Origin of the sequence: Pseudomonas sp. CFBP13509 (assembly GCF_005233485.1) — a bacterium.
In the GTDB taxonomy this organism is placed as follows: domain Bacteria; phylum Pseudomonadota; class Gammaproteobacteria; order Pseudomonadales; family Pseudomonadaceae; genus Aquipseudomonas; species Aquipseudomonas marginalis.
Genome location: NZ_QGAA01000008.1, coordinates 41,453 through 61,485, shown reverse-complemented (window position 1 = coordinate 61,485; position 20,033 = coordinate 41,453). Strand labels below are relative to the sequence as shown.

Genomic DNA, 20,033 nt, shown 5'->3' with positions numbered 1-20,033 from the left:
CAAAGCAGCAGGGCCACCTGCCCTTCAGCTGGCCGGTTTTTCCCAACGGTATTGCGCCAGCTCCGGGTTCAGCGGGGTACGGGCAAACACGTTAGCGAAGTTGCACAGGGTTGCCAGGCTCACCCCCAAAATAACTTCCAGGGCCTGGCCTTCGGTGTAACCGGCGGCGCGGAACGCGTCAAAACCGGCATCGCTGACATCGCCACGGGTGGCAATGACTTCCCGGGTAAAGGCAGCGAGTGTCTCATAACGGGCATTGGGCAATTCGCCGCGCTGGCGCAGGGCGTCGATCACCTCTTCCGGCAGCTTGGCCTTGTTGCGCGCCACGGCGGTGTGGCCGGCGACGCAGAAATCGCAGCCGTGGGTAGTGGCGGCAATCAACTGCACCACTTCGCGATCGGCCAGGCTCAGCTCGGCCTTGGCGTTCAGGCCCGAGACGGTGATGTAGGTTTCCAGCGCCGCCGGGGCGTTGGCCAACACGGCCAGCAGATTGGGGATGAAGCCCGAGGCTTTCAGCGCATTTTCCAGCAGCGGCTTGGCGGCGGGTGGCGCGGTTTGCGGGGTGAGCAGCGGTACACGGGACATGGAGCGGTCTCCTGAGGGGTCGTGTATCCAGTCTGTTGGTTATAAGAAATCCTCTCAATAGGCTAAAGTAGCGATTACTTGCTCTTGAGTCTTTCCATTAGATGAATTCTTCCAGCGCCCTTGTCGATTGGTTATTAGACAGCCTCGAACTCAACACCAGCCTGTTCCATGTCGGGCGCTATTGCGGCGATTGGCATGCCAGCACCCACGGCCTGGCGCGAGCGAGTTTCCACCTGATCGTGCAGGGCGAGTGCTGGCTGCATATCGCCGGCGAACCCACGCCCGTCGAGTTGAACAACGGCGACGCGGTGTTCCTGCTCCGTGACCTTGAGTATCGGTTGTCCGGAGAAGCCACGGCGGCCGGCGCGCGGGAATGTCCGCGACGCCCGATGCTGCCCCTGGACAGCAGCGCCAGTGACGGCGTGGGGCTGGTGTGCGGGTTCTTTCACTTCCAGTCGGGCTTGTCGGCGATGATCGTCGATACCCTGCCCGCGTGGATCGTCCTGCGGGCCGGCGACCCCTCGCTGACGGCCGCCCGCAACCTGTTCGAGCTGATCCTGCAGGAGTGCCAGCGCGACCCGGCGCCTTCCGCGGCCTTGCTCGAGCGCCTGTGCCACCTGTTGTTCCTGTATGTACTGCGCCAGCAAGTGCTCGATAACAACCAACTCGGTGGCCTGGCCGCGCTGGGTCGCCAGCCGGCATTCGCGAACCTGCTGGAACACCTGATTGCTCGCCCGGCAGACGCCTGGACCCTGGAAAGCATGGCGGCCTGCACCGGTTTGTCGCGCTCGGCGTTTTTCAAGCGCTTCACTGAATTGTGCGGACAGTCGCCCGGCCAGGTGCTGCTGATGATGCGCATGCGCCACGCCTGCCAATTGTTCAAGCAGGACCAAACGGTCGCGGATGTCGCAGTGGCGGTGGGTTATCAGTCCGTGGCGGCGTTTACCCGAGCCTTCCACAAAGTGACCGGGCAGCAACCCGGCGCTTATCGCAAGGCCCAGGCCTAGCGTTGCAAACCGGTGCCCGGCCGACCACACAGCTCAACCAGCCAATCCACAAACACCCTCACCCGCTGTGACAACTGGCGATGGGGCGGATACAGCGCCGTCAGCGCCATTTTCGGCACCGGCAACTGCGCCAGCACGGGCACCAGGCGGCCCTCGGCCAGTTGCCGCATCGCATGATAGTGCGGCGCCTGAATCAGGCCATAGCCGGCCTCGCACGCAGCGAAATAACCATCGGAGCTGTTGACCGCCACGCGCTTGGGCAACTGGATCGAGTGCACGGCGTTGTCGACCAGGAACTCCAGGCCGAACCGCTTGCCACTGGCCGTGGAGACATACTCGACCATCTGGTGATTGGCCAGGTCGTCGAGGCCCGCCGGTATGCCCATGCGCTCCAGGTACACAGGACTCGCCAGGGTCAACTGGTCCATCATTGCCAAAGGCCTGGCCACCAGCGACTCATCCAGGGCCGGACCGCCGCGCAGCACGCAATCCACACCTTCGCGGATCAGGTCCACCGGGCGGTCGTTCAGGCCGATGTCCAATTCGATCTGCGGATAGCGCGCGGTGAACGCCGGCAACGCGGGAATCACAATCAAGCGCCCGATCCCCGAGGGCATATCCACGCTCAAGGTGCCGCGTGGGTTCTGGCGGCGGGTGGAGAACACCGCCTCGGTTTCCTCCAGATCGGTGAGCAGCTGTACGCAACGCTGGTAATACGCAGCGCCGTCCAGGGTCGGGCTGACCTGGCGCGTGGTGCGCTGCAGCAACTGCACGCCCAGGTGCGCTTCCAGTTGCTTGATCAGGATGGTCACCGACGCGCGCGGCAGTTGCAGGCTGTCGGCGGCCTTGGCAAATCCACCCAACTCGACAATCCGGGTAAACACACGCATGGCGTTAAAACGATCCAAGGGCCGACTCCAGGAGGATTATTTAGAAATTACCAATAGTGATAGTGCTTTTAGCCGGTTTATCCAGGTTTTGTCGAGGGTAACAATGGCGTCCTACCTCATCAGGAGCTGCACCCATGCACACTCGTCAACTCGGTAAGAACGGTCCCCACGTCAGTGCCATCGGCCTCGGCTGCATGGGCATGAGTGACTTCTATACCCCCGGCACCGACACCACGGAGGCCACTGCCACCCTGCATCGCGCCTTGGAGTTGGGCGTCAATTTTCTGGATACCGCCGATATGTACGGCCCCCACACCAATGAGCAACTGATCGGCAAAGCCATTGCCGGCAAACGTGACCAAGTGTTCCTGGCGAGCAAGTTCGGCATTGTGCGTGACCCGGCCAATTCGGCGGTGCGTGGAGTGAACGGTCGCCCCGAGTACATTCGCGATGCCATCAACGGTACCTTGCAGCGCCTGGGCGTGGACACCCTGGACCTGTACTACCAGCACCGAATCGACCCGCAGGTGGCCATCGAAGAAACCGTCGGTGCCATGGCCGAGCTGGTGCAGCAAGGCAAGGTGCGTTACCTGGGGCTGAGCGAAGCATCCGCCGCCACGCTGGAGCGCGCCCATAAGGTGCACCCGATCAGCGCCCTGCAAAGCGAATATTCCCTGTGGAGCCGCGACCAGGAAAGCAACGGCTGCCTCGCGGCCTGCCAACGCCTGGGGATTGCGTTTGTGCCTTACAGCCCGCTGGGCCGAGGCTTCCTGACGGGCGCACTGAAAAGCCCGGAGGATTTCGATGCCGATGACTACCGCCGCGCCAACCCACGCTTCCAGGGCGAGAACTTCGCGAAGAACCTGCAACTGGTCAAGCAGGTTCAAACCCTCGCGGCAGACAAAGGCGTCACTACCGGGCAACTGGCGCTGGCGTGGGTGTTGGCACAAGGCGACTTCATTATTCCGATTCCTGGCACCAAGCAGCGCAAGTACCTGCAGGAGAACGTGGCGGCCGTGTCGATCCGACTCGGCGCGGCTGAACTGGCGGCACTGGAGAGGATCTTTCCGGCCGATGCAAGTGCCGGCCTGCGCTATCCCGCAGAGGTGATGGCCATGCTGGATATCTGACGGCCAAGCTCAAGGGGCACCCGGTTTGCGGTGCTCCGACGCCAACACGTTTAGCACTAAAGCCCCTCCGGGGGCGGGGAACCTTCTCAGTCGGAGTTCCACGTAATAGCAACCCTGATACGTAATCAGGGTGCCCTTACACGCACACCCAAGAGGACATGCCGATGCTATCTGCACTTGCCCATTCCCTGACATCCGGACTCTATGCCCAACTCCCCCAGCCTTTCGCTGAAACAAACGCTTCGCACTTCACCCCTCCCACCGACCTGACGCCAGGCATCGTGAACCGCCGCACCCACACGCTGCTTGTCGACGGTGACACCAAAATCAGCAGGGTCGTTGACTGGAACCCAGATGACCTCAAGGGACCGAAGATCCTGACCAGTTATCTCCACGTGGAAACCGGTAATGCCGCCGACCGTATCCACGTGCGCAGTTGGTCGGTGGACAAGCTGCAGATCTTCATCAACGATAAACCGCATTTAGTCGATATCAATACAAAGGAAAGAAGCGAGCACGAGCTTTTCATCGACAGCCACGGCGGTGACGACACGGTCATCATCGACGATGACGTCAAGCTTCGCGTGAGCGTGAAAGGCGGCGACGGCAACGATTATCTCCAGGCGGGCGGAGGTCGCAGCAGGCTTTTCGGAGGGGCTGGCAACGATATCCTGCAGGTGGGCAGCGGCCTGGGTTATGCCGAGGGCAACGACGGCGATGACACAATCATGGGAGGTCCCGGCAATGGCGTAATGTACGGTAATAAAGGCAAGGACCTGCTCATTGCAGGCTTTGGCCCCTCCACCAGGCAGACCTATCTGGACGGTGGCGACGACAACGATGTACTTCTTGCAGGCAGCGGACATACCGTTGCACATGGGGGCAATGGCGATGACGTCCTTGCAGGGTACGAGCGCACGACCTTCTACACCGGCAAAGGAAACGACGCTATCTGGAACAACCAGCCCAAGGACCTTATCTACGCCAAGGCCAGGGATGGTTTCGACCGCACCAGGGGTTCGACTTTCACCGAAGTGAAGCCAAGCAATGCCGGCAACCTGGGATTCAGTGTAGAAACTCCCCCTGATACCCCGGAGGAGGACGCACAGGCTTTCAAGCAGCGCGTCGCCGACGATTTTGAATTTCTGCGCAGTTCACCCATAGGGCAACAAGCACTCAAACAAATGGATGAGCTCGCGGTGGCAAATGGCGGCAAGGTTACCATCAAGCCGATCGGTAACGGCGGTACCCAATACGTTCCTGGCAGTAGTGAACTGGATGAATTGACGCCCGAGGAGCGCGAAAGCGCAGAAGCCGGAACCTACGGGCATATCACGGATGGCGTTCCCGGTTTCCGCGTCACTCGCGGCATCATTCACTATGACCCGCCATCTATTATCGAAAACGCCGAGCGTACCCACACAATCGTGCCCGTTACCGGTCTCGCCCATGAGATAAACCACGCCTACACCTACGCAACCGGTACAACCGAGCATGGGTACACCCGCGAAGCGCCGGGGGACGACGGCCTTGTCGAGAATGGTGAACGTCAAGTCATCGGTTTACCCTACGTTGAAGAACCTTCCGAGGACGGCACCCCTCCCTCGACATCAGCGCGTGTAACCAATCCGAAACACTTCACCGAGAACGCCCTGAATGCAGAAATGGGCAAACCCTTGAGGCAGTCCTACTTATGGACACCCAGCCCTCAAGGTCGCGGCGAGTGATACAGCGCCGGCAAGCCAGGCATTGATTCGATAAGCGGTAATCCCCATGGCGAGGCAACTGCTGGCCTCGCCATGTTAAAAACCTGATTTGGCACCTCCGTACCTAAAGCTCTTCCTCGCCAAGCCGATAGCCCTACGAAGCTCCAAAACAGCCGCGTCGATAATAAACGCTTCGTAAGGACGACCCCCATGCCCCCACTGCGTTCCATCCAAGCCCGCTATACCCTGTTCCTGGTGCTGTTCGTCCTGGTGTTGTTCGTGTTGACGGTCGTCGGCATCGGCCAACTGGTCGCGCCCACGCTGCGCCATACCGAGGAACAGGTGGTGCTCAACCGCATCAGTGAGGTGGCCGAGCAGATCCAGGGCGAACTCAACAAGGTTCAGTCCCAGCAACGCACCATCACCCAGACCATTCCCCTGCTCGACAGCGATGCCATCGACAAGGTCCTGCCGGGCCTGGTCGACCAATATGGTGAGCTGAAGGTCTTCGGCGGCGGTATCTGGCCGCTGCCCAACCAGCGCACGCCGGGTCGCAACAAGCACAGCACCTTCTGGCACCGCGATGCCTCGGGCAAGCTGGCAGTGAACACCTTCTGGAACAGCGACCCCGCCCCCAACTATTACGACCAGAGCTGGTACAAGGGCGGTCTCGCATCGCCACGCGGCCAATGTGCCTGGGCCGCGGCCTACAAGGACGACGCCAGCCAGGAGCCGCGCACCAACTGCGCCATGGCGATCCAGCGTGACGGCGCGGCGTACGGCGTGGCCACCATCGACGTGACCCTGGGCTTCTTCAACGAACTGGTAGCCAGCAAGGAAAAGGACATCGGCGGGCAAATGCTGATCGTCGAAGGCGATGGCAAGATCATCAGCAACAGCACGCGCCTGAGCAGCCCGGTGGTATTGAAGAACATCAGTGAATTGACCGGCACCTCGGCCTTTGCCGCCCAGGTCAGCAAGGCCCTGGCCCATCGCGACCAAGCCTTGCAGCGCAACGAGTTCGACAACCAGGGCGTGGCCAGCACCTTCTACATGCGCCCCATCGAAGGCACGCCGTGGTTCCTCGCCACCGCCCTGCCCACCTCGCTGATCACCGCCCAGCGCGATGACGTACTCGGCAGCCTGGCCCTGTTGCAGATCCCCATGGTGTTGCTGCTGGTGCTGCTGGCGGTGTATGCGATCCGCCAATTGGTGCAGCGCATGAAAATCCTGAAGACCAACATCGACGCACTGTCCACCGGCGATGCCGACCTGACGCGGCGCATCACCATCCGCGCCGAAGACGAACTGGGCGCCATCGGCCATTCGGTGAACCGCTTTATCGTCTACCTGCAAGACATGATCGGCGAAGTGACCCAGGCCACTGGCGCCATGTCATCGGGCCTTGAGCAATTGCAGCACACCTCGGCCCACACCAACAGCATCCTGGTGCGCCACGCCTCGGAGACCGACCAGACCGTCACCGCCATCACCGAGATGAGTTCCACCGCCGACACAGTGGCGCAAAACGCCGCGCAAACCGCTTCGTTCACCCAGCGCGCCAACGAACACGCCGACCGCTCCCGCGTGGTGGTGGGTGAAGCGTCCACCAGCGTCAGTGCGCTGATCGGCGAGGTCGCCAGTGCCACCCACACCGTCGAGAACATGCGCCAGGACGCCGCGCGCATCACCGAAACCCTCGGCGTGATCGGCGCGATTGCCGGCCAGACCAACCTGCTGGCCCTCAACGCCGCGATTGAAGCCGCGCGGGCCGGCGAGCAGGGTCGTGGTTTTGCGGTGGTGGCCGACGAAGTCCGCGCCCTGGCGGCGCGTACCCAGGCCAGCACTTCGCAGATCAATGAAATGCTCGCACGCCTGACCACCGGTGTCAGTTCGTCGGTGGCGGCCATGGAGAACACCCAGGCCAGTTGCCATTCGGCGGCGGATGCCACGGCACGGGTGAACACCGGCCTCGACGAGATGGCCGGTTCGGTCAGCCATATCAATGACCTCAGCACCCAGATCGCCACCGCTGCCGAACAGCAAAGCGCGGTGACCGAGGAGATCAACCGCAGCATGGTGCATATCCGACATATGGTCGAAGAGCTGGTGCAGAGCGGCCATGCCACGCAAACCAATACACAAAGCCTGCTGGACGCCAATGGCCGGGTGATTGCGTTGATGGGCCGGTTCAAGGTGCGCTGATAAATGGCTGAAACACTCCCGTGCAATGTGCGGGAGTGGGACTATTCTGACAGTTCACAGCCACACAGGAGGTGTGCCATGCGCGCTGTCGAGCAGTCGGTCCGCTTGGATCGGATCAGTCAGGAACGTTTTATCCAGGCCCCTATCGATGCCGTCTACGACTATGTGACCCAACCGGATCGCTGGCACGAATGGCACCCCACCTCCCTCGGTGCCGACACCGGCACCAGCGGCCCCCTCCCCGCCGGCGCACGTTTTACCGAAATGATCGACTTGCTGGGCGTGCGCGTGCCCATGAGCTACCGCGTGCAGATCGCCCGGCGTCCCGACGAGTTCAAGACGGTGTTCACCTCACTGGCCGTCGACGGCTCGATTCATTACTTTTTGCAGCCCTTTCGCGACGGCACCCTGTTCAAGCGCGTGCTGACCTATGAAACCGAATTGCAGTTGGCCAGCCTCCATGAACGCATGATCGCGCTGTCGGCGATTGCACTGGACCGGCTCAAGCAGCGGATGGAAAACTCGCTCTCCGTATAATTTTGAAACATTAACCCGACGTCCCACGGATAAAAGCAGGGAGAATGCCCGGCTTACTGCCCGGTATTGGACGAGACCTCCATGAAAATCCCATTGCGATTGGCCCTGCTTTCAGTGCTGTTCACCACCACCCTGGCCCAGGCCGCCGACCTGATCCCCATCGATGTGCACCGCGACGCCAATTGTGGCTGCTGCAAAAAGTGGATCAGCCACCTGGAAAGCAACGGCTTCAAGGTCAAAGACCATGTCGAAGCCGACATGAGTGCAGTCAAGCAACGGCTGGGCGTGGCCCCGCGCCTGGGCTCGTGCCATACCGCCGTGATCGACGGCAAGTTCGTCGAAGGCCATGTGCCCGCCGAGCAGGTACTGGCCTTGCGCAAGCGCGACGACCTGCTGGGTATTGCCGCACCGGGCATGCCCATGGGTTCGCCCGGCATGGAAATGGACGGCCATGCCGAGGCCTATCAAGTCATCGGCCTGACCCGCGATGGCCAGGATGTGGTGTTGGCGGACTACCCGGCGCACTGATCGGTGCCGATGGGTTACCTAGGGCTGTTTCTTGCCGCATTCGGCGCGGCGACGTTACTGCCCCTGCAATCGGAAGCGGTGCTGGTCGGCCTGTTGATCAGCGGGCACTACAGCCTGTGGCTGCTGCTGGGTATCGCCACCCTGGGCAACGTCCTCGGCTCGCTGGTCAATTGGTGGCTGGGGCGCTGGGTGGAGCACTTCAAGCAGCGTCGCTGGTTTCCGGTCAGCGACAAGCAGCTGGAAAAGGCCCGCCATCATTACCAGCGCTGGGGGCACTGGACGCTGCTGCTCAGTTGGCTGCCGGTCATTGGCGACCCGCTGACGTTGGTGGCCGGGGTGATGCGTGAACCGTTGTGGCGGTTCCTGCTGCTGGTGACCCTGGCCAAGGGCCTGCGATACGCGGTGCTCGCCGCCGTGACCCTGCAATGGGTGTTAATCCCCCGTTAATCCCGCGCAAACAGCATCCGAGCATTCTGTCCGGAGCCCCGCCCATGCCTCTATCCCGCGTTTTTTGCATCGCCGGCCTGCTGACGGCCGGCGCCGCCCCGGCGTTCGCCGCCAGCTATGGCCCTGAGCTGCAAGGTTTCCAATACCCCTATCCCCTCGAACATTTCCAATTCCAATCCCAAGGCAAAGCCCTGCAAATGGGCTACATGGACGTGCCGGCCAAGGGCCAGCCGAACGGGCGCAATGTGGTGCTGATGCACGGCAAGAACTTTTGCGGCGCCACCTGGGAAGGCACGATCAAGGCCCTGAGCGACGCCGGTTATCGGGTGATTGCACCGGACCAGATCGGTTTCTGCAGTGCGAGCAAGCCCGACCACTACCAGTACAGCTTCCAGCAATTGGCCCTCAACACCCATCAATTGCTGGAAAAACTCGGCATTCAAAAGGCCACGCTCATAGGCCATTCCACCGGCGGCATGCTCGCCACCCGTTACGCGTTGATGTACCCCGAGCAGACCGAGCAGCTCGGGCTGGTGAATCCCATCGGCCTGGAAGACTGGAAAGCCCTGGGCGTGCCCACGCTCAGCGTCGACCAATGGTATGCGCGAGAACAGAAAGTCAGCGCCGAGGGGATTCGCAAGTACCAGCTCAATACCTATTACGTCGGACGCTGGAAGCCGGAGTACGAGCGCTGGGTAGACATGTATGCGGGCCTGAGCAATGGCCCCGGCCACGCGCTGGTCGCATGGAACTCGGCGTTGATTTACGACATGATCTTCACCCAGCCGGTGTACTACGAGTTCAAGCATCTGCAGATGCCCACCCTGTTGCTCATCGGCACCGCCGACACCACCGCCATCGGCAAAGACGTTGCGCCGCCGGCGGTCAAGGCCAGGATCGGCAACTACGCGGTACTGGGCAAGCAAGTGGCCAAACTGATTCCCCATGCCACACTGGTGGAGTTCGCGGGCCTGGGCCATGCACCGCAGATGGAAGAACCGGCGAAGTTTCACCAGGCGCTGTTGCAGGGCTTGAGCGCCCTTTAATCCAACTTTTCGAGGCACGCGTGCATGTCGGTACAGATCGCAGTCATTGATGATTGGCAAAATGTGGCCAATGGCGTGGTGGATTGGTCGGTGCTGGAGGCGGTTGGGCAGGTGCACTTCCTGCACGATTACCCGGCAGATACCGCCACGATGATCGAGCGTTTGAAGGCGTTCGAGGTCATTTGCGTCATGCGCGAACGCTCGACCTTCGACCAAGCGCTGTTACAGGGTTTGCCCAACCTCAAGTTGCTGGTGACCGGCGGCATGCGCAATGCCGCCCTCGACATTGCCGCCGCCAAGGCCATGGGCATCCAGGTGTGCGGCACCGACAGCTACAAGCAGGCGGCGCCGGAGCTGACCTGGGCACTGATCATGGCGTCTACGCGCAATCTGCTGACCGAAGCCAACTCACTGCGCGCGGGTGGCTGGCAGGTGGGACTGGGTGGCGACCTGCATGGCAAGACCCTGGGAATTCTCGGGTTGGGCAGTATTGGCCAGAAGGTCGCGCAGTTTGCCCAGGTATTCGGCATGCGGGTGATTGCCTGGAGTGAAAACCTCACGCCGGAGCGCGCCGCGCAGGCCGGGGCGACCTGGGTCAGCAAGCGCGAGCTGTTTGAGCAGGCCGACATTCTCACGATTCATTTGGTACTCAGCGACCGCAGCCGTGGCCTGGTCGATGCCGAAGCATTGAGTTGGATGAAGCCGACGGCCCGGTTGGTGAATACCGCGCGCGGGCCGATTGTGGATGAGCAGGCGCTGGTGCAGGCATTGATCACTGGTCGCCTGGCGGGCGCGGCACTCGATGTATTCGCCGAGGAGCCGCTGCCGGTCGATCACCCGTTTCGCCACTTGCCCAACGTACTCGCCACGCCCCATGTGGGCTACGTGAGTGAGCAGAACTACCGGCAGTTCTATGAGCAGATGATTGAAGATATCCAGGCCTGGACCAAGGGCGCGCCCATTCGGGTGCTGGGCTGACGCACCAATCAGGTGCGGTCCGCACTAAGGGTGTGAGCGTAATTTTTGTGGTGAGCAGGCTTGCCCTGCGCTGGGGCGCGAAGCGGCCCTGAACCGGCGCAAGCCTACTCACCACACCCTATCGCCTTCCTCAATTGCATATGGTTACAAGTTTTTTGTCCTACAAAATTCCCGCACAAACCCTACAGGCTCTGGAATCTGTCCTAGACTGATGACCGATGGGTCCCTTCCAAAACAAAAACCCCGCAAAAAATCTAAACTTTCGAACTCTGCCGTAGGTCCAGTTTTAAGGTAGGGCGAGTGCACGCGGTTCACACCCGATGCCCGTCCATCCAATCTATTTAAGCCGACCGTGCAACTGGCATAAGCCTTGCCAGTTTGTATAGCGCTTGTGCGCCTGGCCGCAGGATGCGGTCTTCGGAGCTAGTGGCAGCGGGCCATTAGCCAACCAACATTGGGAGAGAACTATGATCAGTGCCGCTGTAGATACTCAGGGAGAGCGTTTTAGTAAGGCGGCAGAGGGGCCAACGTCACTGGCCGACCTGCCCAACACTGTGCGGCCGATCGTGAGTAATAATCCCAATCGAAAGAAGGTATTGTTCGTCACCTCCGAGTTCGCCGACCTGGTGAAAACCGGTGGCCTGGGCGACGTGTCCGCGGCCCTGCCCCGCGCCATGGCCCACTTGCATGATGTGCGCGTCCTGATCCCCGGTTACCCGCAGGTGATGGAAAGCGACAACCCGATCCATATCATCGGTGAGCTGGGTGGCCACGCCGCACTGCCGCCGTGCAAGATCGGGCGCATGGACCTCAAGGACGGCCTGGTCATCTATGTGCTGATCTGCCCCGAACTCTACGAGCGCGAAGGCACGCCGTACGGCGCCAACAATGGTCGCGACTGGCCGGACAACCATATTCGCTTCGCCCGCCTGGGCCTGGCCGCTGCCGACATGGCCGCCAACCTCGCCCAGATCCACTGGTGCCCGGACCTGGTGCACGCCCACGACTGGCCCGCCGGCCTGGCCCCCGCCTATATGCACTGGCGTGGGTCACGCACACCGACCTTGTTCACCATCCATAACCTCGCCTATCAAGGCGTGGTCAGCCTGGCCTCGACGCCGGAGCTAGGCATTCCGCCCCACGCCTTGCAGCAGGAAGGCATGGAGTTCTACGGCAAGATGTCGTTCCTCAAGGCGGGCATGGCGTATTCCAGCCACATCACCACCGTGAGTGCCACCTACGCCCAGGAAATCACCACGCCGGAATTCGGCTGCGGCCTCGACGGTTTCCTCGCCGCCAAGACCCAGCAGGGCCTGCTCAGTGGCATCCCCAACGGCATCGACGAAAGTTGGGAAACCTCCACCGACACGCACCTGACCCACAACTTCAATATCGGTGACTGGGAAGGCAAGGCCATCAACGCCGACCACGTGCGCGAACTGTTCGGCCTGCATGACTCCACCGGCCCGCTGTTCGCGGTGGTCTCGCGCCTGGTCTACCAGAAAGGCCTCGACCTCACCGAAGCGGTGGCGAGCTTTATCGTCGAGAACGGCGGCCAGATCGCCATTATCGGGCGAGGCGAGCCGGAAGAGGAACAGGCCATGCGTGAACTGGCGCTGCGCTTCCCGGGCCAGGTCGGTGTGCGCATCGGCTTCAACGAGACCGACGCGCGGCGCATGTTCGCCGGCAGTGACTTCCTGCTGATGCCATCGCGCTACGAGCCCTGCGGCCTCAGCCAGATGTATGCCCAGCGCTTCGGCTCGCTGCCCGTGGCTCGCAACACCGGCGGGCTGGCGGACACCATCGAGAATGGCGTCACCGGCTTCCTGTTCAATGAATCCACCGTAGAGAGCTACGAAGAAGCCCTGAGCCGTGCGTTCCGGGTCTTCGCCAATAAAGGCCTGCTCAACGCCATGCGCAGCCGCGCCATGACTCAACCCTTCAACTGGTGCCAGGCGGTGGAACCCTACGCCGAGCTGTATGAACAACTGGTGGCCAAGGCCTTGGGGAAATCGACTAAATAATCAAGGGAGGTCTTCATAGATGCCGTTACGGACTTTGGAAACCTGGCCCCACGGCGCAATCATGCTGGACGCGCAACACACGCGTTTTGCCTTGTGGGCGCCAGACGCGTTTTATGTCAGCGTTGAATTGGAAAACGGTAAATCCATCGCCATGCTGCCCCAGGCAGATGGCTGGTTCGAGACTGAAGTGAAATGCCCGGCGGGCACCCGCTACCGCTATAACATCGATGGGGAAATGGATGTTCCCGACCCCGCGTCCAGGGCCCAGGCCTCGGACGTGCATGGCTGGAGCCTGGTGGTCGACCCGCTCGCCTACACCTGGCGTCACGCCAACTGGCAAGGCCGCCCCTGGCACGAAGCCGTGATCTACGAATTGCACGTCGGCGCGATGGGGGGCTACGCCGAAGTCGAAAAGCACCTGCCGCGCCTGGCCGAGCTGGGCGTCACCGCGATTGAATTGATGCCGCTGGCGCAATTTCCCGGTGAGCGCAATTGGGGGTATGACGGCGTACTGCCCTACGCACCGCACTCCTCCTACGGCTCGCCCGAGCAACTCAAGCACCTGGTCGACAGCGCCCACGAACACGGCCTCGCCGTGATCCTTGACGTGGTCTACAACCACTTCGGCCCCGACGGCAATTACCTGGGCCAGTACGCCAAAGGCTTCTTCCAGGAAGACGTGCACACCCCATGGGGTGCCGGGATCGACTTTGAGCGCCGTGAAGTGCGGGATTTCTTCCTCGATAACGCGCTGATGTGGCTGCTCGAATACCGCTTCGACGGCCTGCGCCTGGACGCAGTGCACGCCATCGACAACCCCGGCTTCCTCCAGGAACTCGCGCAACGGGTACGCCAGCAGGTGGATACCGGTCGGCATGTGTGGCTGGTGCTGGAAAACGAGCTGAACCAGGCCAGCCTGCTCAAGGAGGATTTCGACGCGCAATGGAATGATGACTTCCATAACGTGCTGCACGTGTTGCTGACCGGCGAAACCGATGCCTATTACAGCGACTTTGCCCAGGACCCCACCACCAAACTCGCCCGTTGCCTGGGCGAAGGGTTTATCTACCAGGGCCACACCACTCGCCATGGCCACGAGCGCGGCGAACCGAGCGCTGACTTACCGCCCACGGCCTTCGTCGCGTTCCTGCAGAACCATGACCAGATCGGCAACCGCGCCCTGGGCGAACGCCTGCACCAGCTCTGCTCGCCCCAGGCGCTCAAGGCTGCAACCGCCCTGCTGCTGTTGTCGCCTATGATTCCGCTGATGTTCATGGGGGATGAGGCGAACGCGAGCGAGCCGTTCCTGTTTTTTACCGACCACCACGGTGAACTGGCTGAAGCGGTACGCGAAGGCCGGCGCAATGAATTTGCCGACTTCGCCGCGTTCCATGACCCCGAGCGCCGTGAACGCATCCCGGATCCGAACGCGCTGTCGACATTCGCGCAATCGGCCCCGGTGATCGCCGATAACCCGCACGCTGAGCTCTACCGCCAACTGCTGGGCCTGCGCCATCGCCATATTGTGCCGCACCTGCCTGGCGCCGTGGCATTGGGCGCGCAGGTGCTGGCCTACGCCGCCGTCAGTGCGCGCTGGCGCCTGGGCAACGGCAGCCTGTTGCAGATCGACCTGAACCTGAGCGCCACGCCCTTGGATCACTCGGCCACCGCGCCGGTCCTGTTTGAAACGCCGGCCCTGCAAGGTGCGCAACTGCCGCCCTTCAGCGCCCGCGTCACCTTATCCCCTGTTGGAGAGCACCCTTGAGCGAAGCGAACCTGGAAATCCTCGCCAGCCGTGCGGGCCTGGCCGTCGATTGGATCGACGCAAACGGCCGCCCGCAACGAGTGACACCCGACGCCCTGCGCGCGGTTCTCAAAGGCCTGGGCCACCCGGCCGACAGCGATGCCGACATCAACGCCAGCCTGCTTGAATTGGAGCGGGTGCAACAAGACAAGCACCTGCCGCCCCTGATGACCGTCGACAGCGGTGAAGGCCTCGACCTGGCGCGCTACTTCGAACCCGACACCCTGTGCCGGGTCAACCTCGAAGACGGCGAAAGCCTGGAACTGCGCCTCGACGGCAATGCCGTGCTGCCCGGGGTTATCGCCTTGGGCTACCACCAGGTGCAGATCGACAACCAGAGCTTTACCCTGGCGGTAGCGCCCACCCATTGCTACAGCGTGGCCGAAGCGGTAGACAACCGCCCCGCCCGCGCCTGGGGCCTGAGCGCCCAGCTGTATTCACTGCGCCGCTTGGGCGATGGCGGTTTCGGCGACACCCTGGCCCTGGAACACCTGGTCCGTTCCGCCGCCGAACGCGGCGCCGATGCCCTGGCGATCAGCCCGATGCACGCGATGTTCAGCGCCGATACCGAGCGCTACAGCCCGTACTCGCCGTCCAGCCGCCTGTTCCTCAACAGCCTGTATGCCTCGCCCGCCTGCATTCTCGGTGAACGTGAGGTGCGCAACGCGATTGAAGCCCTTGGCCTGGAAGAAGAGCTGCACGCGCTGGAACAGCACAGCCTGATCGACTGGCCGGCCGCTGCGCGGGCCAAACAACGGCTGTTGCGCGTTCTGTATGAAGACTTCCGCCACGGCCATCACCCGCAGCACGCCGACTTCCTGAGCTTTCGCCAGGCTGGTGGCGAGGCGCTGGAAAACCATTGTCGCTTCGAAGCCGTGCAGGCAGTGCGCGCCGCTGCAGGCGAGGACCTTGACTGGCGCCACTGGCCTGAAGAGTGGCGCTCGCCGCAAAGCCCGGCGCTGGTGGCGTTCGCAGAAGAGCACCACGTCGAGATCGGCTTCTACGCCTTTGGCCAATGGCTGATCGCCCGTTGCCTGGAGCGCGCCCAACAAGCCGCCAAAGGCAGCGGCATGGGCGTCGGCTTGATCGCTGACCTGGCCGTCGGTGCCGACGGCGGTGGCAGCCAGGCCTGGAGCCGCCAGGATGAGTTGCTGGCCGACCTGACCGTGGGCGCGCCACCCGACATCCTTAACCGCGCCGGCCAGGGCTGGGGCATTTCCGCGTTCTCGCCCGAAGGTCTCAAGCGCAACGGTTTCCGCGCGTTTATCGAGATGCTGCGGGCCAACTTCGCCCATGCCGGCGGCTTGCGCATCGACCATGTGATGGGCCTGCAACGCCTGTGGGTGATCCCCATGGACGCCTCGCCGCGTGAGGGCGCTTACTTGTATTACCCGGTGGACGACCTGTTGCGCCTGCTGGCGCTGGAATCCCACCGCCACCAGGCCATCGTGCTCGGCGAAGACCTCGGCACAGTGCCCGATGGGCTGCGCGAAAAACTCATCGCCCGCTCGATCCTCGGCATGCGCGTGCTGTTGTTCGAACAGGGCCACGATGGCCAGTTCAAGCCGATCCTCGACTGGCCGGACAACGCCCTGGCCACCACCAGCACCCACGACTTACCGACCCTCAACGGTTGGTGGCACAGCCGCGATATCGACTGGAACGTCCAGCTGGGCCTGATCGATGCGCCCACCGTGGAGCAATGGAGCGAGCACCGCCTGCGTGAACGCCAGGCGCTGCGCCAGGCCTTGAGCCAGGACCCGCAGAACTTCGTCGATGAGATCCGCAATGAAACCGACCACATGATCGACGCCAGCGTGCGCTACCTCGGCCACACCCGTGCGCCGCTGGTGTTGTTGCCGCTGGAAGACGCCCTGGGCCTGGAAGAACAGGCCAACCTGCCCGGCACCACCGACACCCACCCCAATTGGCGCCGCCGTTTGCCGGGCGAGGCCTCCAGCCTGCTCGACAACGCCGGTGCCGCGCGCCGCCTTGAACTGCTGGCCGTCGCGCGTAACCAAGCCTATGAGCGTGACCGATGAAAGCCCTGCCCCTGCGCGCGACCCAGCGCCTGCAATTCCACAAAGGTTTTACCCTGGATGACGCGGTCCTCCTGGTACCGTATTTCGCCCAATTGGGCATCAGCCATCTATATGCCTCGCCCTTGCTGAGTGCGCGTGCCGGTTCCATGCACGGCTACGATGTGGTCGACCCCACCAGCGTTAACCCCGAGCTGGGCGGCGAACCGGCCCTGCGTCGCCTGGTCGCGGCCCTGCGCGAGCACGATATGGGGCTGATCCTCGATATCGTCTCCAACCATATGGCCGTGGGCGGCGCCGACAACCCCTGGTGGCTGGACCTGTTGGAATGGGGCCGGCTGAGCCCCTACAGCGAATTCTTCGATATCCAGTGGCACTCCCCCGACCCGCTGCTCAAGGGCCAATTGCTCATGCCCTTCCTCGGCAGCGACTACGGCGAAGCCTTGCAGAGCGGCACGCTGACGCTGCATTTCGATGCCGCCCACGGCGCGTTTCATGTCGAGCATTACGAACATCGCTTCCCGATCTGCCCACGGGATTACGCGGCGATCCTCGGCGCCGACGAGCTGCTTAAACCCCTGGCCGACCGTTTCAGCGCCCTGGCGTATCAGGATGACGCCTACGCCGAAGCCGCCTGGCTCAAGCAGGCATTGGCCGAGCGTGCCACCGAAGTCCTCGAGCTTATCGAACGCCGACTGACCGAGTTCGACGGACGCACGCCGGAGGGCTTCAAGCGTCTGCACCACTTGCTCGAGCAACAGGCCTACCGCCTGGCCAGCTGGCGCACGGCGGCGGACGATATCAACTGGCGGCGCTTCTTCGACGTCAACGAACTGGGCGGGCTGCGCGTGGAGCGCACGGCGGTGTTCGAAGCCACCCATGGCAAGATCTTCGAACTGATCAGCCAAGGCCTGGTGGATGGCCTGCGCATCGACCACATCGACGGCCTGGCCGACCCGCGCGGTTACTGCCGCAAGCTGCGTCGTCGGGTGGATTCGCTGTCGCCCGAGCGGCACTTGCCGATCTTCGTCGAAAAAATCCTCGGCGAGGGGGAAACCCTTCGCGAAGACTGGCAAGTGGACGGCACCACCGGCTACGAATTCATGAACCAGTTGTCGTTGCTGCAACACCATCCCGAGGGCTTTGCGCCGCTGGCCGAGGTGTGGACACGCCACAGCGAACGGCCCTCGGCGTTTATCGAAGAGGCACGGCTGGCCCGCCAGCAAATCCTCAACGGCTCCCTGGGCGGCGACTTTGAAAGCGTGGCCCAGGCCCTGTTGCAGGTGGCCCGCGACGACGTGATGACCCGCGACCTGACCCTCGGCGCGATCCGTCGCGCATTGCAGGAACTGATCGTGCACTTCCCGGTGTACCGCACCTATATCAGTGCCCGTGGTCGCAGCGCAGATGACGACAAGGTGTTCCAGCAGGCCCTGGACGGCGCCCGCACGACCCTTGGCGAGGGCGACTGGCCGGTGCTCGAGCATCTGGAAAATTGGCTCGGCGGCCAGCCCTGGCGCAATCGTCCGGTGGGCCGCGAGCGCAAGATGCTCAAGCATGCCTGTGTGCGCTTCCAGCAACTGACCTCGCCGGCAGCGGCCAAGGCCGTGGAAGACACCGCGTTCTACCGCTCGGCCGTGCTGCTGTCGCGCAACGATGTGGGCTTCAGTACCGAGCAGTTCAGCGCGCCGTTGGCCGAGTTTCATGCCATCAACCAACAGCGCTTGCAGGCCTTCCCCGACAACCTGCTGGCCACCGCCACCCATGACCACAAGCGCGGCGAAGACACCCGGGCGCGCCTGGCCGTGCTCAGCGAGTGCGCGCCGTGGTACGTCGAGCAAGTGGAGCATTGGCGCACCCTGGCGGCGCCGTTGCGCGACGACGCGACCACACCGTCGGCCGGTGATGAACTGATCCTGTACCAGGTGTTGCTGGGCAGTTGGCCGCTGGACCAGGCCGAGGACTTCGAGGGCTATCACCAGCGCCTGTGGCAGTGGCAACAAAAAGCCCTGCGCGAAGCCAAGTTGCAGAGCAGCTGGAGCGCGCCCAATGAGGCCTATGAACAGGGTGTCGAGGCTTTTCTCACCCGCCTGCTGCTCACGGAGGAAGGTCGGCCCCTGCGCAGTGCGATCAATAACGCAGCCCAGGCCATCGCCCCCGCCGGCGCACTGAATGGACTGGCGCAAACCTTGCTTCGCCTTACCGTGCCGGGTGTGCCGGACCTGTACCAGGGCGATGAGTTCTGGGACTTCAGCCTGGTGGATCCGGACAACCGTCGCCCGGTGGATTTCACCGCGCGGCAAAAGGCACTCAATACCCCGCCGGACATCGGCGAACTGTTGTTCAACTGGCGTGATGGGCGTATCAAGCAAACCTTGATTGCCCACGTACTGGCCTTGCGCAAGGCCCATCCGCAGGTGTTCCGCAGCGGCCGCTATACAGCGTTGGAAGTGGTCGGCCAACACGCCGAGCGGGTGGTCGCATTCTGCCGCGAACACCAAGGCAAACGCGTGCTGGTGGTGGTGCCACGCTGGTCCCATGAGCTGCTTGAAAACGGTGTGCGTCCCCAGATCAATGCGCGGGTTTGGGGCGATACACGGGTGAAATTACCGTTCGCCGCACCAACGCAAAACTGGAAGGGACTTTTTCATACAGGCGCAGTCACACCAGACAAGGAGCTGTTGATCAGCACTGCCCTGGGGGATTTCCCGGTCAATGTCTTTATCAATCCTGATGATCAAGAAAGCTGAAAATTTTCTGTGAGGAGCATTGTGATGAGTACTGAAGACAAACGCATACGCGAACTGGCGCATCAGATCTGGGAGTCTGAAGGCAAACCCCACGGGGAAGACGCGCGCCACTGGGAGATGGCGCGCAAGCTGGCCGAAGCCGAAGCGCTGACGCCGAGCAAACCCAAACCCGCCGCGAAGCCCAAGACCGCACCCAAGCCGGCGGCGAAGGCCAAGCCACCGGCGCCAGCCGCAAGCAAGCCGGCGCCGCCGGCGGCCAAGAAGCCACCCGCGCCGAAAAAGCCCAAGGCTTAACGCGCACGGCGCCATCAACCTTTTGCCGGCGCGGCCGGCAAAAGGTGACTTCACTCTTCTTAT

General features: G+C 62.6%; 16 protein-coding genes. 14 read left to right on the top strand and 2 right to left on the bottom strand.

All coding sequences use genetic code 11. From position 1 onward, the window contains the following. Positions 1-24: 24 nt before the first annotated feature. Positions 25-585 (bottom strand): carboxymuconolactone decarboxylase family protein, encoded by a 561-nt coding sequence (locus PspCFBP13509_RS14990; RefSeq protein ID WP_027606729.1) that lies wholly within the window; start codon positions 583-585, stop codon positions 25-27. Positions 586-686: 101 nt separating this feature from the next. On the opposite strand from PspCFBP13509_RS14990, the gene PspCFBP13509_RS14985 reads away from it, so the two are divergent. Then, on the top strand, positions 687-1,592 hold the full coding sequence (locus tag PspCFBP13509_RS14985; protein ID WP_065927333.1) for an AraC family transcriptional regulator: 906 nt from the start codon (positions 687-689) through the stop codon (positions 1,590-1,592). Here the strand turns inward: PspCFBP13509_RS14985 and PspCFBP13509_RS14980 are convergent. Further along, positions 1,589-2,500: a LysR family transcriptional regulator gene (locus tag PspCFBP13509_RS14980; protein ID WP_065927332.1), complete on the bottom strand. Its 912-nt coding sequence runs from the start codon at positions 2,498-2,500 to the stop codon at positions 1,589-1,591. The genes PspCFBP13509_RS14985 and PspCFBP13509_RS14980 overlap by 4 nt on opposite strands. 116 nt (positions 2,501-2,616) lie before the next feature. Between PspCFBP13509_RS14980 and PspCFBP13509_RS14975 the strand changes: the two genes are divergently transcribed. The 13 genes from PspCFBP13509_RS14975 (at position 2,617) to PspCFBP13509_RS14915 (ending at position 19,970) form a co-directional block, all read left to right on the top strand. Then, positions 2,617-3,612: an aldo/keto reductase gene (locus tag PspCFBP13509_RS14975; RefSeq protein ID WP_137212256.1), complete on the top strand. Its 996-nt coding sequence runs from the start codon at positions 2,617-2,619 to the stop codon at positions 3,610-3,612. 164 nt (positions 3,613-3,776) lie between these two features. Then, entirely contained in the window at positions 3,777-5,339 is a 1,563-nt protein-coding gene (locus tag PspCFBP13509_RS14970; protein ID WP_137212255.1) for a M91 family zinc metallopeptidase, read from the top strand. Positions 5,340-5,528: 189 nt separating this feature from the next. Next, positions 5,529-7,523 (top strand): methyl-accepting chemotaxis protein, encoded by a 1,995-nt coding sequence (locus PspCFBP13509_RS14965; RefSeq protein WP_137212254.1) that lies wholly within the window; start codon positions 5,529-5,531, stop codon positions 7,521-7,523. 78 nt (positions 7,524-7,601) lie between these two features. Then, positions 7,602-8,060 (top strand): SRPBCC family protein, encoded by a 459-nt coding sequence (locus tag PspCFBP13509_RS14960; protein WP_065948308.1) that lies wholly within the window; start codon positions 7,602-7,604, stop codon positions 8,058-8,060. 81 nt (positions 8,061-8,141) lie between these two features. Beyond that, complete coding sequence (locus PspCFBP13509_RS14955; protein ID WP_065927328.1) at positions 8,142-8,588, top strand: DUF411 domain-containing protein; 447 nt, start codon at positions 8,142-8,144, stop codon at positions 8,586-8,588. Between the two features lie 9 nt (positions 8,589-8,597). Continuing rightward, a complete protein-coding gene (locus tag PspCFBP13509_RS14950) occupies positions 8,598-9,035 on the top strand; it encodes a YqaA family protein (protein ID WP_027606736.1) in 438 nt (145 codons plus the stop codon). A 44-nt stretch (positions 9,036-9,079) separates the two neighbouring features. Then, entirely contained in the window at positions 9,080-10,081 is a 1,002-nt protein-coding gene (locus tag PspCFBP13509_RS14945) for an alpha/beta fold hydrolase (RefSeq protein WP_137212253.1), read from the top strand. 24 nt (positions 10,082-10,105) lie between these two features. After that, on the top strand, positions 10,106-11,059 hold the full coding sequence (locus tag PspCFBP13509_RS14940; protein ID WP_137212252.1) for a D-2-hydroxyacid dehydrogenase family protein: 954 nt from the start codon (positions 10,106-10,108) through the stop codon (positions 11,057-11,059). A 467-nt stretch (positions 11,060-11,526) separates the two neighbouring features. Beyond that, positions 11,527-13,083: a glycogen synthase GlgA gene (glgA, locus tag PspCFBP13509_RS14935; RefSeq protein WP_074846904.1), complete on the top strand. Its 1,557-nt coding sequence runs from the start codon at positions 11,527-11,529 to the stop codon at positions 13,081-13,083. 19 nt (positions 13,084-13,102) lie between these two features. Further along, positions 13,103-14,848 carry a malto-oligosyltrehalose trehalohydrolase gene (gene treZ, locus PspCFBP13509_RS14930; RefSeq protein ID WP_074846905.1) on the top strand — a complete coding sequence of 582 codons (1,746 nt, stop codon included), beginning with the start codon at positions 13,103-13,105 and terminating at the stop codon, positions 14,846-14,848. Further along, the gene (malQ, locus tag PspCFBP13509_RS14925; protein WP_137212251.1) at positions 14,845-16,929 is read left to right on the top strand and encodes a 4-alpha-glucanotransferase; all 2,085 of its coding nucleotides are present in this window, start codon (positions 14,845-14,847) and stop codon (positions 16,927-16,929) included. The genes treZ and malQ overlap by 4 nt, the downstream gene beginning before the upstream one ends. Next, the gene (locus PspCFBP13509_RS14920) at positions 16,926-19,676 is read left to right on the top strand and encodes a malto-oligosyltrehalose synthase (protein ID WP_137212250.1); all 2,751 of its coding nucleotides are present in this window, start codon (positions 16,926-16,928) and stop codon (positions 19,674-19,676) included. The genes malQ and PspCFBP13509_RS14920 overlap by 4 nt, the downstream gene beginning before the upstream one ends. Positions 19,677-19,700: 24 nt before the next feature. Beyond that, a complete protein-coding gene (locus PspCFBP13509_RS14915) occupies positions 19,701-19,970 on the top strand; it encodes a DUF2934 domain-containing protein (protein ID WP_065925222.1) in 270 nt (89 codons plus the stop codon). Positions 19,971-20,033 lie beyond the last annotated feature (63 nt).

Bases quoted from the DNA above. Each gene is read 5' to 3' on its own strand.
- PspCFBP13509_RS14960 (WP_065948308.1), top strand. From the start codon at position 7,602: ATGCGCGCTGTCGAGCAGTCGGTCCGCTTGGATCGGATCAGTCAGGAA.
- PspCFBP13509_RS14940 (WP_137212252.1), top strand. From the start codon at position 10,106: ATGTCGGTACAGATCGCAGTCATTGATGATTGGCAAAATGTGGCCAAT.
- PspCFBP13509_RS14965 (WP_137212254.1), top strand. From the start codon at position 5,529: ATGCCCCCACTGCGTTCCATCCAAGCCCGCTATACCCTGTTCCTGGTG.
- PspCFBP13509_RS14915 (WP_065925222.1), top strand. From the start codon at position 19,701: ATGAGTACTGAAGACAAACGCATACGCGAACTGGCGCATCAGATCTGG.
- PspCFBP13509_RS14985 (WP_065927333.1), top strand. From the start codon at position 687: ATGAATTCTTCCAGCGCCCTTGTCGATTGGTTATTAGACAGCCTCGAA.
- PspCFBP13509_RS14975 (WP_137212256.1), top strand. From the start codon at position 2,617: ATGCACACTCGTCAACTCGGTAAGAACGGTCCCCACGTCAGTGCCATC.
- PspCFBP13509_RS14920 (WP_137212250.1), top strand. From the start codon at position 16,926: ATGAAAGCCCTGCCCCTGCGCGCGACCCAGCGCCTGCAATTCCACAAA.
- PspCFBP13509_RS14970 (WP_137212255.1), top strand. From the start codon at position 3,777: ATGCTATCTGCACTTGCCCATTCCCTGACATCCGGACTCTATGCCCAA.
- glgA (WP_074846904.1), top strand. From the start codon at position 11,527: ATGATCAGTGCCGCTGTAGATACTCAGGGAGAGCGTTTTAGTAAGGCG.
- PspCFBP13509_RS14950 (WP_027606736.1), top strand. From the start codon at position 8,598: ATGGGTTACCTAGGGCTGTTTCTTGCCGCATTCGGCGCGGCGACGTTA.
- treZ (WP_074846905.1), top strand. From the start codon at position 13,103: ATGCCGTTACGGACTTTGGAAACCTGGCCCCACGGCGCAATCATGCTG.
- PspCFBP13509_RS14955 (WP_065927328.1), top strand. From the start codon at position 8,142: ATGAAAATCCCATTGCGATTGGCCCTGCTTTCAGTGCTGTTCACCACC.
- PspCFBP13509_RS14990 (WP_027606729.1), bottom strand. From the start codon at position 585: ATGTCCCGTGTACCGCTGCTCACCCCGCAAACCGCGCCACCCGCCGCC.
- PspCFBP13509_RS14945 (WP_137212253.1), top strand. From the start codon at position 9,080: ATGCCTCTATCCCGCGTTTTTTGCATCGCCGGCCTGCTGACGGCCGGC.